Origin of the sequence: Promicromonospora sp. CA-289599, assembly GCF_050936155.1 — a bacterium.
In the GTDB taxonomy this organism is placed as follows: Bacteria; Actinomycetota; Actinomycetes; order Actinomycetales; family Cellulomonadaceae; genus Promicromonospora.
In genome coordinates, this window is sequence record NZ_JBNJNI010000001.1 from 2842944 (window position 1) to 2859317 (window position 16374).

Annotated in this window: 12 protein-coding genes; 9 read left to right on the forward strand and 3 right to left on the reverse strand. The window is 71.5% G+C overall.

The genetic code is table 11. The features are described 5' to 3' along the window. The 6 genes from ACQEVI_RS12645 (at position 1) to ACQEVI_RS12670 (ending at position 9434) form a co-directional block, all read left to right on the forward strand. Positions 1-798 carry a glycosyltransferase family 2 protein gene (locus ACQEVI_RS12645; protein WP_377136406.1) on the forward strand — a complete coding sequence of 266 codons (798 nt, stop codon included), beginning with the start codon at positions 1-3 and terminating at the stop codon, positions 796-798. 39 nt (positions 799-837) lie between these two features. Continuing rightward, the gene (locus ACQEVI_RS12650) at positions 838-1956 is read left to right on the forward strand and encodes a diacylglycerol/lipid kinase family protein (RefSeq protein WP_432899042.1); all 1119 of its coding nucleotides are present in this window, start codon (positions 838-840) and stop codon (positions 1954-1956) included. Between the two features lie 26 nt (positions 1957-1982). Continuing rightward, positions 1983-6284 (forward strand): hypothetical protein, encoded by a 4302-nt coding sequence (locus tag ACQEVI_RS12655; RefSeq protein ID WP_432899045.1) that lies wholly within the window; start codon positions 1983-1985, stop codon positions 6282-6284. 9 nt (positions 6285-6293) lie between these two features. Next, positions 6294-7565, forward strand: coding sequence for a serine--tRNA ligase (gene serS, locus ACQEVI_RS12660; protein WP_432899047.1), 1272 nt, complete (start codon positions 6294-6296; stop codon positions 7563-7565). 111 nt (positions 7566-7676) lie between these two features. After that, positions 7677-8480, forward strand: coding sequence for an HAD family hydrolase (locus ACQEVI_RS12665; protein ID WP_432899048.1), 804 nt, complete (start codon positions 7677-7679; stop codon positions 8478-8480). A gap of 102 nt (positions 8481-8582) precedes the next feature. Next, positions 8583-9434, forward strand: a complete 852-nt coding sequence (locus ACQEVI_RS12670; protein ID WP_432899051.1) for an HAD family hydrolase — start codon at positions 8583-8585, stop codon at positions 9432-9434. A gap of 95 nt (positions 9435-9529) precedes the next feature. Here ACQEVI_RS12670 and map read toward each other — a convergent pair whose 3' ends face one another. Next, on the reverse strand, positions 9530-10309 hold the full coding sequence (gene map, locus ACQEVI_RS12675) for a type I methionyl aminopeptidase (protein WP_432899076.1): 780 nt from the start codon (positions 10307-10309) through the stop codon (positions 9530-9532). Between the two features lie 289 nt (positions 10310-10598). On the opposite strand from map, the gene ACQEVI_RS12680 reads away from it, so the two are divergent. The 3 genes from ACQEVI_RS12680 to ACQEVI_RS12690 all read left to right on the forward strand — a co-directional run bounded on the left by ACQEVI_RS12680 (position 10599) and on the right by ACQEVI_RS12690 (position 14034). Then, the gene (locus ACQEVI_RS12680; protein ID WP_432899079.1) at positions 10599-12002 is read left to right on the forward strand and encodes an ABC transporter substrate-binding protein; all 1404 of its coding nucleotides are present in this window, start codon (positions 10599-10601) and stop codon (positions 12000-12002) included. A 122-nt stretch (positions 12003-12124) separates the two neighbouring features. Next, positions 12125-13111, forward strand: a complete 987-nt coding sequence (locus ACQEVI_RS12685) for a carbohydrate ABC transporter permease (RefSeq protein WP_432899082.1) — start codon at positions 12125-12127, stop codon at positions 13109-13111. Further along, entirely contained in the window at positions 13108-14034 is a 927-nt protein-coding gene (locus ACQEVI_RS12690; RefSeq protein WP_432899085.1) for a carbohydrate ABC transporter permease, read from the forward strand. The genes ACQEVI_RS12685 and ACQEVI_RS12690 overlap by 4 nt, the downstream gene beginning before the upstream one ends. A gap of 82 nt (positions 14035-14116) precedes the next feature. Here the strand turns inward: ACQEVI_RS12690 and ACQEVI_RS12695 are convergent, their stop codons facing one another. Both ACQEVI_RS12695 and ACQEVI_RS12700 read right to left on the reverse strand, forming a co-directional pair. Beyond that, positions 14117-14677 carry a methylated-DNA--[protein]-cysteine S-methyltransferase gene (locus ACQEVI_RS12695; RefSeq protein WP_432899087.1) on the reverse strand — a complete coding sequence of 187 codons (561 nt, stop codon included), beginning with the start codon at positions 14675-14677 and terminating at the stop codon, positions 14117-14119. 25 nt (positions 14678-14702) lie between these two features. Then, the gene (locus tag ACQEVI_RS12700) at positions 14703-16346 is read right to left on the reverse strand and encodes an AlkA N-terminal domain-containing protein (protein WP_432899090.1); all 1644 of its coding nucleotides are present in this window, start codon (positions 16344-16346) and stop codon (positions 14703-14705) included. Positions 16347-16374 lie beyond the last annotated feature (28 nt).

A 16374-nucleotide genomic window follows, 5' to 3' on the forward strand; every position in this document is an offset into this window, starting at 1 on the left:
GTGAACGCTCTCCCGGTCGCGAAGACCACGCGTCCCGGCAATGCTCAGGCAGGCAAGAACGTCCAGCGGGTGGCGGCGGTCATCCCCGCCAAGGACGAGGCCGAGCGCATTGCCGCGACCGTGCGCTCTGCGCGCGCGATCCCTCATGTCGACCTCGTGCTCGTGGTCGACGACGGCTCCGAGGACGACACGCAGCACGTCGCGCGTGCCGCCGGTGCCGTCGTCGTGCGTCACTCGCACAATCGCGGCAAGGCCGCCGCGATGGAGACGGGTGCGGCAGTCGTCGCGATGCGCGACGCGGACGGTCGTCCGCCGCGCCTGCTCATGTTCATCGACGGCGACCTCGGCGACACCGCCGTGAACACGGCACCGCTGGTCCGTCCGGTCCGCGAGGGTGTGGCCGATCTCGCGATCGCCCTGCTGCCCAAGCAGGCCGGCGCGGGCGGGCGCGGCATCGTCGTCGGCGCGGCCCGCCGGGCGATCGAGGCGATGACGGGCTGGAGCCCGTCACAGCCGCTGTCCGGCATGCGCTGCCTCACCCGTGAGGCCTTCGAGGCGGCCACCCCGCTGGCGCGTGGCTGGGGTGTCGAGACGGGCATGACCATCGACCTGCTGCGCAAGGGGTACGTCGCCGTCGAGGTGCCCTGTGATCTCAAGCACCGTGCCTCGACGAACGACCTCAAGGGACAGATCCACCGGGCCGCGCAGTACCGCGACGTCCTGCTGGCCGTGAACGCGCGCAAGATGCGCGGCGCGGTGGACGCGGTGCGGCATGCGGGCTCGAACGTCCGCAGCTGATGCGCGGGCGTCACCGCGCGTGCCCCGTACCCTGATCCCATGGGGTGGCAGGTCTGGTTAGGGATTGCCGCGATCAGCGTCGCCGTGCTGGCACTTGCCGTCGCCATCGGGGTGTGGACGCAGCAGGCACGGATGCGGCGCCGCGACCCGCACCGGGCGACCCCGCAGAGCGTGCAGGCCGCACCGCAGCTCGCGGTGATCGTCAACCCGTCCAAGCAGGGCGCGAGCGGTCTGGCACTCGAGGTCCGCGCCCACTGCAGGGCCCACGGTCTCCCGGAACCGCTCTGGTACGAGACGACGGTGGAGGATCCGGGCAAGGGCCAGGCCCGGCAGGCGCTCGACGACGGCGCCGACATAGTCGTCGCCGCGGGCGGTGACGGGACGGTCCGGGCCGTCGCCGAGACCATGGTCGCCTCGGACAAGCCGATGGGCGTGCTGCCGGTGGGCACCGGCAACCTCCTGGCCCGGAACCTCGAGCTGCCGCTGACGAACGTGGACCACGCCCTCGACGTGATCGTGCACGGCCGCACGCGCGCCATCGACGTCGGCTGGCTGCGGGTGACCGAGTTCGCGGAGGCGCCGCGCAACGGGGAACACCCCAACCAGCCCGACCACGAGCCCGACACGGAGCGCGAGCACATCTTCCTGGTGATCGCCGGCCTGGGGTTCGACGCGGCGATGGTCGCCACCGCGGACGCGGACCTGAAGAAGCGGGTGGGCTGGGTCGCCTACTTCGTGGCCGGGCTCTCGCACCTGCAGGCCCGGCGGATGCGCGCCACCCTGCAGCTCGACGAGACCCCGCCGGTCGAGGCCCGCGCCCGGTCGATCATGGTCGGCAACTGCGGCCTGCTCCCCGGCGGCGTCACCCTGCTGCCGGATGCCGTGCTCGACGACGGGGTGCTCGACGTGGCCGCCGTCGACGTCCGCGGTGGGGTGTTCGGCTGGGCCCAGCTGACGTTCGAGATCGCCATGCAGGGCGTAGGGGTGCGCAACGACCTGCCGGAGAAGCTGGGCCGCATCGACCACACCAAGGCGCGCCGGGCGCGTATCCGCGTGCCGGCGGGCGAGGAGGCCCAGGTCGACGGTGACCCGCTCGGGCGGGCGGTCGAGATCGACGTCCACGTCCAGGCGGGCGCCCTCCTGGTCCGGGCACCGTGACCGCTCGGGCCATCTACCCTGGGCGGGTGAATCCCAGTTCCACGCGAGCCTTGGCCGTGCCCGCAGTCCTGGTCATGCTCGTGGCGGTCCTGCTCGGTCTGCTGAGCCCGGCCGCAGCTTCGGCCGTGCCCGGGACCGACGTCGCAGGGTCCGCCGCCGCAGCCACCCGGAAACCCGTCGCGCCGGTGGTCGTGGTCGGGGTGGCCGGCCTGCGCTGGACCGACGTGTCCCGCAGCACCACACCGAACCTGTGGCACATGATCGGCGGCGGCTCGGTCGCCTCGATCAACGTCCGCACCGCGGACCCCGCGACGTGCCCCCTGGACGCGTGGCTCACCCTCTCCGCAGGCAGCCGCACGGTGTCCGCGGGCAGCGCGGAACGGGCGGAAGCACCCACCCGCGAGCCAGAGGACGGCCGGACGCCGGAGGCGCGCGGGGCGATGTCGTGCACGCCAGTACCGCAGGCCCTCGGCGGAGGCGGCGCCGAGCCGACCGCCGCGACGGTCGACGGCTGGGACCAGCTTCTCGAGCAGGAGGAGGGCACCGGCGAGGAGGAGCCGGCCGAGACCGCCGAGACTCCGGCACCCGGCCTCCTCGGCGAGCTGCTCGCCGACGCGGACGCCTGCTCGACGGCGGTCGGACCGGGCGCCGCCGTGATGCTCGCCCGTGAGGACGGGAGGGTGAGCCGGTACGTCCCCTCGCTGGCCGCGCTGTTGGCCGCGACCTCGGATCCCGCCTCCGATACGGCCTCCGACACGGCGGAGCCGGGTGCCGCGGGCACCGGGAACCCCGCCTGGAGCGACGTCCTCGCCGAGTGCCCGGTGACCGTCATCGACGCGGGCAGCCTGCCCGAGGGCCCCGAGCGGGCGGCGGCGCTCGACGCGCTGGACAAGACGCTCAGCACGCTGCGGACCGGCCTGCCGACCGGTACGCGCGTGCTCGTGGCGGGTATCGCCGACACGCCGCTCACGCAGCAGGGGCTGCAGGTCGTCGTCGACTGGGTGGTCGACGTGCCGCGCGTGCGCTGGCTGACGTCGGGCGCCTCGCGCAGCACCGGGTTCGTCCAGCTCACCGACCTGACGGCGACCGCTGCCGAGGCCGGCGACGCGCTCCCTGACCCCGAGGCGGAGCCCGCTCCGGGACCGGTGGTCGAGGAGCCGGAGATCGACGGCATGCCCGTCGTCGTGGGCGAGCCGCGCCGCACCACCGTCGCCCGCACGGTCGAGAACCGGCAGTACATCAACGTGCTCGCGGACACGATCCCGGCGCAGGTGCCGGCCTTCGCGGGCGCGATCATCCTGTTCCTGCTCATCGCCGTGCTGGTGCTGGTGCTGCCCCGCCGGACGGGGCGCCCGCGCCGCGACCCCGGTCCCTACCGGCAACGCCTCGCGCTCGGGGCCGTGCTGCTCGCCGTGTCGGCCCCGGCCGCCGCCGCTCTCGCGACCCTGACCCGCTGGTGGGTCTGGCCCGCGCCCGAGTTCGGCCTGGCCCTCTCGCTGACCGCTGCGACGGTCCTCGTGGCGCTCACGGTCCGCGGGGTGTCCCGCCTGCTCCCGCCTGCCCCGTGGCGTAACGCGGTCGCCGCGGCCGGGATCACCTGGCTGGTGCTCACCGTCGACGGCAGCACCGGCTTCACGATGCTGCAGGGTTCGCTGCTCGGCTCGTCGCTCGCCACCGCCGACCGGTTCTACGGGTTCTCCGACATGGCGTTCGTCGTCTACGCGGCGGCCGGCCTCGTGCTCGCCGCCGGCCTCGCGGCCTACGCGGTGCGCGGTCGCACCCGGCCGGGTGCCGGAACGGCGCTGGGCGACGGCGTCCGTGGCCGCGCCGGCGGGCGGTCGTCCCGGCCGGCGTGGCGTGCGGTGAGCATCGTGACCGTGGTCGCGCTCGTGACCGTCGGGGTCGACGCCGCCCCGTTCCTGGGCGACCGCCTGCGCGGGCTGTTCCTGTTCGTACCTTTCGCCCTCGTCGCGCTGCTCGCGGCCCGGTCCGACCTGTTCACCCGGTTCCTCGACGCGCGCGGCTGGCTGCCCTCCGGCAGGCACACCGAGCCAGTGCGGCGCGTGCCGTCCGCGGTCCTCGGCCTGTCCGGCGCGCTCCTGCTCAGCCTGCTGTTCGCCGCGGCGGTGCTCCCGGTGCCCGGCGCCGACGCCGCGGGCGAGGAGTCCGGCTCGCTCAGCACCGCGGCGCCCGTGGTGCCGCCTGGTGGCAGCGTCGTCGTGATCGGCACCCAGGGCCTGCGCTGGCCCGACGTCCAGCCCTCCCTGGACACCGGCCAGGCGCCCGCGCCCACCCTGTACGGCCTCCTGACCGACGGCGCGGACGCCGCGGGCCTCACCCTGCCCAACGGCCGCGCGGCACGCTGCCCGGACAGCGGCTGGCTCAGCCTGTCGGCAGGCCGGCTCGCCGAGGTGGCCGACGAGCGCGGCGCCGACAACCACTGGATCTGCGACGACGTCTCGGTGACCCCGGCGCAGGGTGACAGCCCCGCCGTCGTCGACCAGTGGGAACGGTTCCTGGAGCTGCAGCGCGGGTCCGGCTACGCCGCGCACCCCGGCACGCTCGGCGAGGCCCTGGCGGGCGAGTGCGCGACGGCGGTCGGCACGGGTGCGGCAGTGGCGCTCGCCGAACGGGACGGCACCGTCGACAGGTACTTCGACCTCGAGACGGCGGTGGCCGACGGGTCCGGTGCGTGGGACTGCCCGGTCACCTTCGTGGACGCCGGGTCCGCGCTGCTCGACGTCGCGCAGCGTGCGGAGCTGGAGCAGCAGCCGGACGGCCGCGAGCAGGTGGCGGCGCTCCGCGCCGGCCTCGTCTCCGACGTCGACCTCGCGGTGTGGCGCGTCCTCGACGCCGCTCCGGCGGACACGACGGTGCTGGTGATCGACGTCGCGACGGTGCCGGAGCACGCGCTGGAGCTCGGCCTGGCGATGATGCGCCCGTCCGCGTCGAACGAGGGCCTCCCGCGCTATCTGGCCAGTACGGCCACACGGACTGAGGGCGTGGCGCGCCTGATGGACGTCCCGGCGGCAGTGCTCGGGGCCGTCGGCGTGGACCTGCCCGCCGACGTCGACCCGACCCCGCTGGTGCGTGGCGGCGAGCGTCCCGCCTCGGCCTGGCTCACCGCCGACGAGCTGGCGGACATGACGGCACGGGACCACGTGCGCCGCGCCGCGTACATCTGGTTCGTGGACGTGCCGTTCTGGCTGGGCCTCGCGCTTGCCGGGGTGTGCTGGTGGGCCATGCGCCGGCGCGCCGCCTTGAGCGCGGCGCAGGGGCTGGTGCGCGGGTCCGGCGCGACGCCGGGCGGGTTGCAGCGGGTGGCCGAGGTCGCCGCGACCGCGCTGGCCGCGCTTCCGGCAGGCGGGTTCCTCGTCTCGCTGACGGGCTGGTGGCGGTTCGACCTGCCGGTGCTCGCGATGCTGGGCGCCACCGCGCTCGTGACGGCGGCAGTCGCCGGGCTCAGCCTGCTCGCCCCGCGTCGGCCGCTGTGGGCGGCTCCGGGGGTGGTCGCCGGTATCACCTTCGTCGCGCTGACCGTGGACGCGCTGTTCGGCACGCCGCTGAACCGCGCGGCACCGCTCGGCTCGGCCCCGACGTTCGGGGCGCGGTTCTACGGCTTCGGCAACCCCACCTTCTCCGTGTACGCGGTGGCGGCGATCGTGCTGGCGGCGGCGCTGGCCCAGCTGTTGGTCACCCGCGGGCGGCGAGTCCTGGCCACCCTGGCCGTGACCGTCGTGGGAGTGATCGCGATGGCGGTCGACGTGTGGCCGACGCTCGGCGCGGACCTCGGCGGCGGGCTGGTGCTCGTCCCGGCGTTCGTGGTGATCGGCACCGCGGCCTCCGGGCTACGCCTCACCCTGTGGCGATTCGTCTGGGTGGGCGCCGCGGGAGTCGGTGTGGTGGCGCTCGTCGGTCTGCTGGACTGGCTGCGGCCGCCCGAGTCCCGTTCGCACCTCGGCAGGTTCGTTGGCCAGGTGCTCGACGGCGAGGCGGTCTCCACGGTGCTGCGCAAGGCCCTGTACGCGCTGAGCTCGATCACCGGCGGGCCGGCCGTCTGGGTGACGGTGCTCGTGCTCGTGCTGGTCGGGCTCGCCCTGTACGGCCCGGCGGCATGGCGCGAGCGGCTGACTCCTGCCTGGTTCGGGCGTGCACAGGAGCGCTGGGAGTTCCTGCGGCCCGCGCTCGTGGCGATGTGGGTGATGGCCGTGCTGGGCTCCCTGGTCAACGACTTCGGCCTGCGGATCGCGATGATCGCGCTCATCCCGGCCGTGCCGCTGCTCACGCTTGTCGCGCTGCGGACGAAATCGGCGGGACAGCCCCGATAGGCTCACCCTGTGATCGATCTCCGACTTCTGCGCGACAACCCTGACGTAGTCCGCGCGAGCCAGGTGGCCCGCGGCGACGACCCCGACCTCGTGGACGTGGCGCTCGACGCCGACGCGCGCCGCCGCTCGTCCCTGTCGGAGTTCGAGAACCTGCGCGCCGAGCAGAAGTCCCTGGGCAAGCAGGTGGCCACGGCGCAGGGCGACGAGAAGCAGGCCCTGCTGGCGCGCACCAAGCAGCTTGCCCAGGACGTCAAGCAGCACCAGGCGACCGCCACGGAGGCCGAGCAGGAGCTCGACCGCGTGCTGTACTCGATCGCCAACGTGATCGAGGGTGCGCCGGCCGGCGGCGAGGAGGACTTCGTCGAGCTCAAGCAGGTGGGTCGGCGTCGCGACTTCGCGGCCGAGGGCTTCGAGCCCAAGGACCACCTGGAGCTGGGCGAGGGCCTGCGCGCGATCGACACCAAGCGCGGGGCCAAGGTGTCCGGTGCGCGGTTCTACTTCCTCACCGGCATCGGCGCGCGCCTGGAGCTGGCGCTGCTGAACATGGCGATGGACCAGGCGGTGCAGGAGGGCTTCACGCCCATGATCACGCCGACCCTCGTCAAGCCCGAGACCATGCAGGGCACGGGCTTCCTGGGCGCGCACGCCGACGAGATCTACCGCCTCGAGAAGGACGACCTGTACCTGGTCGGCACCTCGGAGGTGGCCCTCGCCGGCTACCACAGCGACGAGATAGTCGACCTGTCGGACGGGCCGATGCGGTACGCCGGCTGGAGCGCCTGCTACCGGCGCGAGGCGGGTTCGGCGGGCCGCGACACGCGCGGGATCATCCGCGTGCACCAGTTCCACAAGGTCGAGATGTTCAGCTACTGCGCCCCCGAGGACGCCGAGGCCGAGCACCAGCGCCTGCTGGGCTGGGAAGAGGCCATGATGGCCAAGGTCGAGCTGCCCTACCGCGTCATCGACACGGCGGCGGGCGACCTCGGCTCCTCGGCGGCCCGGAAGTTCGACTGCGAGGCGTGGCTGCCCACCCAGGAGCGCTGGCTGGAGCTCACCTCGACGTCCAACTGCACGACGTTCCAGGCCCGCCGCCTGAGCGTGCGCGAGCGCACCGAGGACGGGTCGACCCGGAACGTGGCCACGCTGAACGGCACGCTCGGCACCACGCGCTGGATAGTCGCCATCCTGGAGAACCACCAGCAGGCGGACGGCTCGGTCTACGTGCCGGAGGCCCTGCGCCCGTACCTGGGCGGCCTGGAACTCCTGGAACCCACCAAGTGATCCCCTTTGGTCGTGGGCGTGACCGTTCCGCCTAGAACGGACACGTAGGCGCAACGGTCACGCCCACAACCAAGGGGTTGGTGTTCACGTTCCGGTCGGTAGGCTGCGGGTGTGCCCCGCGACAGCGACCGAAAGCTCGTAGCCCTCGATATCGACGGCACGCTCGTCACCTATGACGAAGTGCTGTCCGACGCCGCGCGGGACGCCGTCGCCGCCGTGCGTGCGGCGGGGCACCACGTGGTGCTCGCCTCGGGGCGGTCGCTCATCGCGATGACGCCCATCGCGGCGGAGCTGAAGATCGAGGAGTCCTGGATCGTCGCGTCGAACGGCGCGGTGACGGCGCGTCTCGACCCGTCCGCCGACATGGGTTACACCCTGGAACGGGTGGAGACGTTCGACCCGCAGCCGGTGCTCCGCATGCTCAAGGAGGAGCTCCCGCACGCGCGCTACGCGGTCGAGGACGTCGGCGTGGGCTTCCGGATGACCGAGCTCTTCCCCGACGGGGAGCTCAACGGTGAGCACCGTGTCGTCGACTTCGAGGAGCTCTGGGCCGGGCACGTCACCCGGGTGGTCGTGCGCAGTCCCGGAGAGACCAGCGCGGAGTTCCACGAGATCGCCGCGCGCCTCGGGTTCGACGACGTGACCTACGCCGTCGGCTGGTCCGCGTGGATGGACATCGCACCTCAGGGCGTGACCAAGGCGTCCGCCCTGGAGGAGGTACGCAAGGAGCTCGGTGTGGCGCCCGGGAACACCGTCGCCGTGGGTGACGGAAGCAACGACATCGACATGCTGCGCTGGGCCGCTCGAGGCGTGGCCATGGGCCACGCGGCGGATGCGGTCCGGGCCGCAGCGGATGAAGTAACGGCATCGATCGAAGAAGACGGTGTTGTGAAAGTGCTCAGATCCCTACTTTGATGGTAAAAATAGCCAACTGCTAGTGCCACGGGTGAAAGGTATCCGTGCAAAGGTATGGATCACTGTCCGAAAGCCTGTACATTTGGGCGCGATCCGTCGAGAGTGACGGCGCTCACGGTGCCATGGGGGTACGTGATGATCCTGGACGACCAGCCGGTGTCCATGCGAGTGCGCAACGACGCGCCTCACCTGGTCGCTCTCGACATCGACGGGACCCTGTTGGTCACCGGGCAGCTGGTGCCCGAACCGACGGTTCTGGCCGTGCAGCTCGTGCGTGGCCGGAAGCATCACGTGGTCCTGGCGTCGGGTCGGTCGTTGACGGGAATCCTGCCCGTGGCCAAGCAGCTGGGGATCACCGACGGGTGGGTGGTCGCCTCCAACGGAGCCGTCACGGCACGACTGTGCGGCACCTGTGCCGGCGGCTACATGCTTGAGGACGTCCTCACGTTCGACGTCGGACCGGTGGCGCAGATGGCGCTGAGCCGGTTCCCGGACGTGCAGATCGGCGTCGAGGAGATCGGCGTCGGCTACCGCGTGAACCGGACCTTCGAGCCGCACGAGGTCAACGGTGCGCAGCGAGTGGTACCGGTGGACGAGCTGGGCGGGCTGCCCGCGTCACGTGCGATCCTGCGCGGTCCTGATGTGCTGGACCTGCTCGATCCGCTGCGCCGGCACGGCGTCACCGCCACCCAGGCCGGCCCGGACTGGATCGACGTGACCCCTCGGCACCTGAGCAAGGCGACGTCGCTGGAGAACATCCGCGCCACGCTCGGCGTCCCGCAGCACAACACGTTCGCCGTCGGGGACGGCATCAACGACATCGAGATGCTGACCTGGGCCGCTCGCGCCGTGGCGATGGGGCATGCGCCCGAAGCGGTGAAGGCGATCGCCCACGAGACGGTGGGCGACATCTCCCAGAACGGCGTGATCCAGGCCCTCAAGACCCTGCTCTGACGTCGCGTTCGCCGAAGTAGAGCGCCTGTCCGAGTCTCCGCCCCCCGTGTCACCGGGGAGACTCGGACAAGCGCTCTACTTCGGCGAACGCGACGTCAGTCGCGCGCCGTGAGGATCAGCGGGCCGTCCTCCGTGATCGCGATCGTGTGCTCCGCGTGGGCCCCGCGGGACCCGTCCTTCGACCGCAGCGTCCAGCCGTCGGGGTCGGTGAAGATCTCGTCGGTCGTCTCGAGGAACCACGGCTCGACGGCGATGACGAGACCCGGCTTGAGCGGGAACCCTCGCCCGGCCCGCCCGTTGTTCGGCACGTGCGGGTCGCCGTGCATGGTGCGGCCCACGCCGTGCCCGCCGAAGTCGGTGTTGATCGAGTACCCGGCGGCGTGCGCCACCTCGGCGATCGCGGCGGAGATGTCACCGATCTTCTTGCCCGGCTGCGCGGCGGCGATGCCCGCCTCCAGCGCGACCTCGGTGGTGCGGATCAGCTTCGAGTCGGCCTCGGCGCGGCCGGGGGCGGGCGTGCCCACCACTATCGACAGCGCGGAGTCGGACACCCAGCCGTTCACGGACGCGGCGAAGTCGATGGACAGCAGGTCGCCGTCCTGGAGCCGGTAGTCGAAGGGCAGGCCGTGCAGCACGGCGTCGTTCACCGAGGTGCAGATGGTCTTGCCGAACGGCATGGCGCCGAAGGACGGGTGGTAGTCGATGTAGCACGACTCCGCGCCCTGGTCGCGGATCATCTTGTGCGCGATCTCGTCCAGCTCGAGCAGGTTCACGCCCACCCCCGCGGCCTCGCGGACGGCGAGCAGCACGTCCGCGACGAAACGTCCCGCCGGGCGCATCTCCTCGATCTCCCGCGGCGTCCTCAGCTCGATCATGTCCGTCCTTCCGTAGGTGCACCAGGGATCTGGCGGCACAAGCCTACGTCCCACCGGGAACGGTCGATCCGGTGAGCGGCTCGCGGCCTTGCGCGGAGCCGACCTCGGGTTTCACCCGCCTTGGGCTGATCGGGCGATTGCAACGGTTTCGTAATGCAAGGCGGTGCTGTATGGGCTTGCATTGGATCGTGAACCACGGTTGCGTGGAGGAAGGGCAACCTGGCAGTCTGCCGGGCCGTACCCGCACGTCAGAGGGTTCTCAGCCCACGAAGCAGTGGAGGAGCACGAGATGACTATCCGGATGGCTTCCAAGCGCCGAGCGATTGCCCTTGCGGCGACCGGCGCGAGCCTGGCCCTGGTCCTGTCGGCCTGTGCCGATACAGGCGACGGTGGCGGTGATGGTGGCGGAGGCGGCGAGGCGGAATCCTTCGAGATCGACTGCGCCGCCTACGACGAGTTCGGTGACCTCGAGGGCACCGAGGTCAGCGTCTACACGACGATCGTCGAGCCCGAGGCGGAGACCCAGACGGCGTCGTACGAGCCGTTCGAGGAGTGCACGGGCGTCACGATCAACTACGAGGGATCGCGCGAGATGGAGGCGCAGCTTCCCGTGCGCGTCCAGGCCGGCAACCCGCCGGACATCGCGATCCTGCCGCAGCCGGGTCTGCTGCAGACGCTGGTGCGCCAGTACGACGCCGTCCTGCCCGCCCCCGAGCAGGTCGAGGCCAACGTCGACGAGGGCTGGGCTCCGGAGTGGAAGGAGTACGGCACGGTCGACGACACGTTCTACGCCGCGCCGCTGGGCTCCAACGTGAAGTCCTACGTGTGGTACTCGCCGTCCATGTTCGAGGAGGCGGGCTACGAGGTCCCGGAGACCTGGGACGAAATGATGGAGCTCACGGCCACCATCGCCGGGACCACCGAGGGTGCGGCGAAGCCCTGGTGCGCGGGCGTGGAGTCTGGTGACGCCACCGGGTGGCCGGCCACCGACTGGATCGAGGACGTGGTGCTCCGCACCGCGGGTCCCGACGTCTACGACCGGTGGTACACGCACGAGATCCCGTTCAACGATCCGCAGATCGTCGATGCCTTCGACACAGCCGGCGAGATCCTCAAGAACCCGGACTACGTGAACGGTGGCCTGGGCGAGGTCGACTCGATCGCATCCGCGTCCTGGACGGATGCCGGCTTCCAGATCCTGGGCGACGAGCCCGCCTGCTGGATGCACCGCGCGGCGAACTTCTACCAGACGCAGTGGCCCGAGGGCACCGAGGTGGCGCCCGACGGCGACGTCTACGCGTTCTACCTGCCGGCGGAGACCACTGACGAGCGGCCGACCCTGGTGGCCGGTGAGTTCATCGGTGCGTTCACCGACCGCCCCGAGGTGCAGGCTTTCCAGACCTACCTGTCCAGCTCGGACTGGGCCAACGCCAAGGCGGCGGCCACCCCCTCCGGTGGCTGGGTGAGCGCCAACAACGGCCTGGACCAGGCACTGCTCGCCACGGACTTCGACCGGCTCTCGGCCGAGATCCTCGCCGACCCGGCCACGGTGGCCCGGTTCGACGCCTCCGACCTGATGCCGTCCGAGGTCGGTGCCGGCTCGTTCTGGGCCGAGATCACCGAGTGGTTCGCCTCTGACCGCAGCAGCCAGGAGGTCACGGACAACATCGAGAACTCCTGGCCGTCGAACTGACGCCTGCCTCTCGCACATGACGCGCGGAGGCGTGGGACGTGAGTCCCACGCCTCCGCGCGTCCTAGGCTGAGGGTGGGACCAGTCAAGGACGACCGGACCAGGACAGCGACAGGAGATAGCCATGGACTGGCTGCTGCATGCCGGGGACGACCCGGTACACAAAATTTTGCTGATGATCATCGCGATCGCGCTCTTCGTCGTGGTGATGGCCCTCATCCTCCTCGTGGTGGACCGGCGACGGAATCCGTCGAAGTGGTTCGTGGCGGGCGGATTCGTGGGGCCCGCGCTGGTCCTTCTCGCGGCCGGCCTGCTCTACCCCGCCTTCGGGACCATCGTGAACTCGTTCCAGAACAAGAACGGTTCCGCGTTCGTCGGCCTCGACAACTACGCTCGTGCGTTCACAGAGCCGGCGTTCCTGCTCGTCCTGGGGAACACCGCCCTGTGGGTGCTGGTAGCGCCGCTCCTGGCTACGTTCATCGGTCTGGTGTACGCGGTGGTGGTGGACCACAGCCGGTTCGAGAAGTTCGCGAAGGCGCTCGTCTTCCTGCCCATGGCCATCTCGATGGTGGGCGCGAGCATCATCTGGAAGTTCGTCTACGAGTACAGGCCACAGGGCGTGGACCAGACGGGCCTGCTCAACCAGCTCGTGGTGTGGCTCGGAGGTACGCCCACGCAGTTCCTGCTGGATCGTCCGGGCAACACGCTCCTGCTCATGGTCGTGCTCATCTGGATCCAGACCGGCTTCTCGATGACGCTGCTCTCAGCGTCCATCCGTGCCATCCCCACGGACATCGTCGAGGCGGCGCGCCTGGACGGACTGTCAGGTTTCGGCATGTTCTGGCGCATCACGATCCCGAGCATCCGCCCGGCGCTCGTCGTCGTGCTGACCACGATCGCCATGACCACGCTCAAGGCCTTCGACATCGTCCGCACCATGACCGCCGGCCGGTACGGCACCTCGGTCGTCGCCAACGAGTTCTACGAGCAGAGCTTCCGGCAGCTCAATACGGGCATGGGCGCGGCTCTCGCCGTCCTGCTCTTTGTCATCGTCATCCCGGTGATCATCTACAACGTGCGCCAGATGCGCCTGGCCGAGGAGGTCCGATGAGTACCACCCAGCCGGCCGTTACACCGAAGGTAACCCCTCCGCCGTCGGGCGTCAGCGAGCGGGCGCGTAAGGCGAAGAAGTCGCTCACCTCGCCGTGGGCGAGCGCGATCGCCCTCATCATCGCGATTATCTGGACCGTGCCGACTCTGGGGCTGCTGGTCACCTCGTTCCGGCCGGAGCTCGATATCCGGACCAGCGGCTGGTGGACGGTCTTCGGTGACGCGCTCTCGGGCGAGGGCGTGTTCTCGATGCGCAACTACGAGACTGCGTTGTTCGGCAGCTCGACCAACCTGATCGAATTCTTCGTGAACTCGTTCGTGATCACGCTGCCCGCGGTGTTCATCCCGATCACCATCGCGCTGCTCGCGGCGTACGCATTCGCGTGGATCGACTTCAAGGGCCGGGACGTCCTGTTCGTCGCGGTGTTCGCGCTGCAGATCGTGCCCATCCAGATCACGCTGATCCCGCTGCTGTCCGCCTATGTCCGCGGCGGGATCAACGGCACATTCTGGCCCATCTGGCTGTCCCACTCGATGTTCGCGCTGCCGCTGGCGATCTTCCTGCTGCACAACTTCATGCGGGACGTCCCGGCGTCGCTCGTCGAGGCGGCTCGTGTGGACGGTGCCGGCCATGTGCAGATCTTCTTCAAGGTGATGCTGCCGTTGCTCACCCCGGCGATCGCGGCCTTCGGCATCTTCCAGTTCTTGTGGGTGTGGAACGACCTGCTCGTCGCCCTCGTGATGGGTGGTCCCGACACCTTCCCCCTGACGGTGCGCATCGCCGAGATGGCGGGCTCGCGCGGTGGCGACTGGCATGTGCTGTCGGCTGGTGCGTTCATCGCGATCGTCGTCCCGCTGATCGTTTTCCTCTCGCTGCAGCGTTACTTCGTTCGGGGCATGCTGGCGGGCTCGGTCAAGGGCTGATCTGAGCGATCCGCTGGTCGACCCGATCCGCTGGTCGAGCTTGTCGAGACCATGGTCTCGACAAGCTCGACCAGCGGATCCTCTACTTCGCGGAACCGGACTCGCGCGCCAGCAGGCTCTCCTTGATCGGCAGGCCGTAGCGGAAGCCGCCGAGGGTGCCGTCGGTGCGCAGGATGCGGTGGCACGGCACGAAGAGGGCCGCCGCGTTCATCGCGCAGGCCCCGGCGGCCGCCCGCACGGCGGCGGGCCGACCCGCCCGCGCCGCGTACTCGGAGTAGGTCAGGCGTTCACCCGCCTTCACCTCGCGCAGCACGTCCCACGCGTGCGTCCGGAACGGGCCGCTCGCCTGCCGTACGGGCACGCGGCCGGGTGCCCCGTGGTCGCCGTCGTAGTAGGCACGGACGGCGTCCGCCGCCTCGGCGAGCACACCGTCCGGCGCCGAAGGCCGGGTGAACCGCCCCGGACTCGTGTCCAGCCGCAGGGTGGGGTGGACGAGGGCGAGCAGCGAGTCGACGTCGTCGGTCCAGCCGCCCGCGAGCACCGCCTCCTGAGCGGGGCCGCCCGCGGGGCCGGGCGGGTCGGTCGCCGCCCCGGCGAGGATGCTGAACGGGCCGTCCGGGGTGGTGAGAGTGGTTGCGTACATGGTGTTCCTTCCGAGAACTGACATGTCAGGCGGAGCGCCAGAGGTGCATGGCGGCGTACGAGCGCCAGGGCGCCCACGCGGCGCCGCGTCGGGCGAGCTCCTTGAACTGGTGGGGTCGGGGTGCCTCCGCGGAGACCAGGCCGAGGTTGCGCGCCCCGGCGAGCAGTGCGACGTCGCCGTCCATGAGGACGTCCGGGTCGCCGAGCACCCGCAGGGCCACGTAGCCGGCCGTCCAGGGGCCGATGCCGGGTCGGGCGACCAGTCGGCGGCGCAGGTCCTCGGGGTCGTCGCCGACGCTGAGGGCGAGGGTGCCGTCCGCGAGGTCGCGGCCGGCGCCGACCACCGTCGCCAGGGTCCGGGCGGGCAGGCGGAGGTGCGCGGGGGCGCCGTCCGCCACCTGGGCGGGGCTGGGGAAGAGGCGGGTGAGGCCCTCGAACGCGGAGCCGTAGGGCGTGCCGACGCCTCGCGCGAGGCGGGACAGGTGCGTGCGGGCCGCGGCGACGCTGATCTGCTGGCCCACTATGGCGCGGACCAGCAGCTCGGCCGGGTCGAGGGTCCCGGGTACCCGGATGCCCGGCACCGCGGCGACCGACGGCGCGAGCACCGGTTCGGAGGCGAGGGCCAGGTCGACGGCGACCGGGTCGGCATCGAGGTCCAGCAGGCGCCGCACGCGCGCGACGGCGACCGGTGCGTCGGCCAGGTCGGCGAGCTCGAGGTCCAGGTCGACCCGGCCGCTGCCCGGGCGCGGCACGCGCACCTCGAACGCACCGGGGCCGTGCGGCAGGGCAAAGGTCCGGGCGTACCGCAGGGTGCTCACGTCCGCCGTCTCCACGCCCTCGACCGAGCGGACGGCGAGAAAATCCAGCACCCCCTGCGCGTCGAACGGTTCGCGGACGGGCAGGGTGAGCGAGATCCGGACGGGCTCGTCGAGGGTCTCCTGGGCTGGATCCGCGAGGTCGGCACTGTGCACCGAGGTCGGCACAGGCCTGGACCGACCTCGGTGCGAACTGCCGACCTCGGCGTCGACCCGAAGGACAGCGCTACCCGGACGTGGGCGAGCGCCGGTGCCCGCCGCGCCGCGCCCTGAGCGCCGGGCCCGTGCGCGCACCTCGGACGGCGTCGCGCCGAAGACCTCGGCGACCGTGTCGTTGAACTGCCGGATCGAGCCGAAGCCGGCCGCGAAGGCGACGTCGGCGAGCCGCAGGGAGGTGCCGACAAGGAGCGCACGCGCGGTCTGCGCGCGCTGGGCCCGGGCCAGCGCCAGCGGCCCCGCCCCCAGCTCACCGACCAGGAGGCGGTGCAGCTGCCGCTCGGAATACCCCAGCCGCGTCGCGAGTCCAGAGACTCCCTCGCGGTCCACCACACCGTCGGCCACGAGGCGCATGGCGCGACCCGTGAGGTCCCTGCGCAGGTCCCACGCGGGTGTGCCGGGCGCGGCCTCGGGGAGGCAGCGCTTGCAGGCGCGGAACCCGGCCTCGTGCGCGGCGGCCGACGTCAGGTAGAACGCGACGTTCTCCGCCTTCGGCGTACGTGCGGGGCAGGACGGCCGGCAGTAGATGCCCGTGGTGCGGACCGCCGTGTAGAACTGCCCGTCGAAGCGGGAGTCACGCGCGGCGATGGCGCGGTAGCGCTCGGTGAACGCTGGATCGCGGAGGTCGACGTCGGTCATGGCCACCATCCTGCGCCGCGTCCGGACC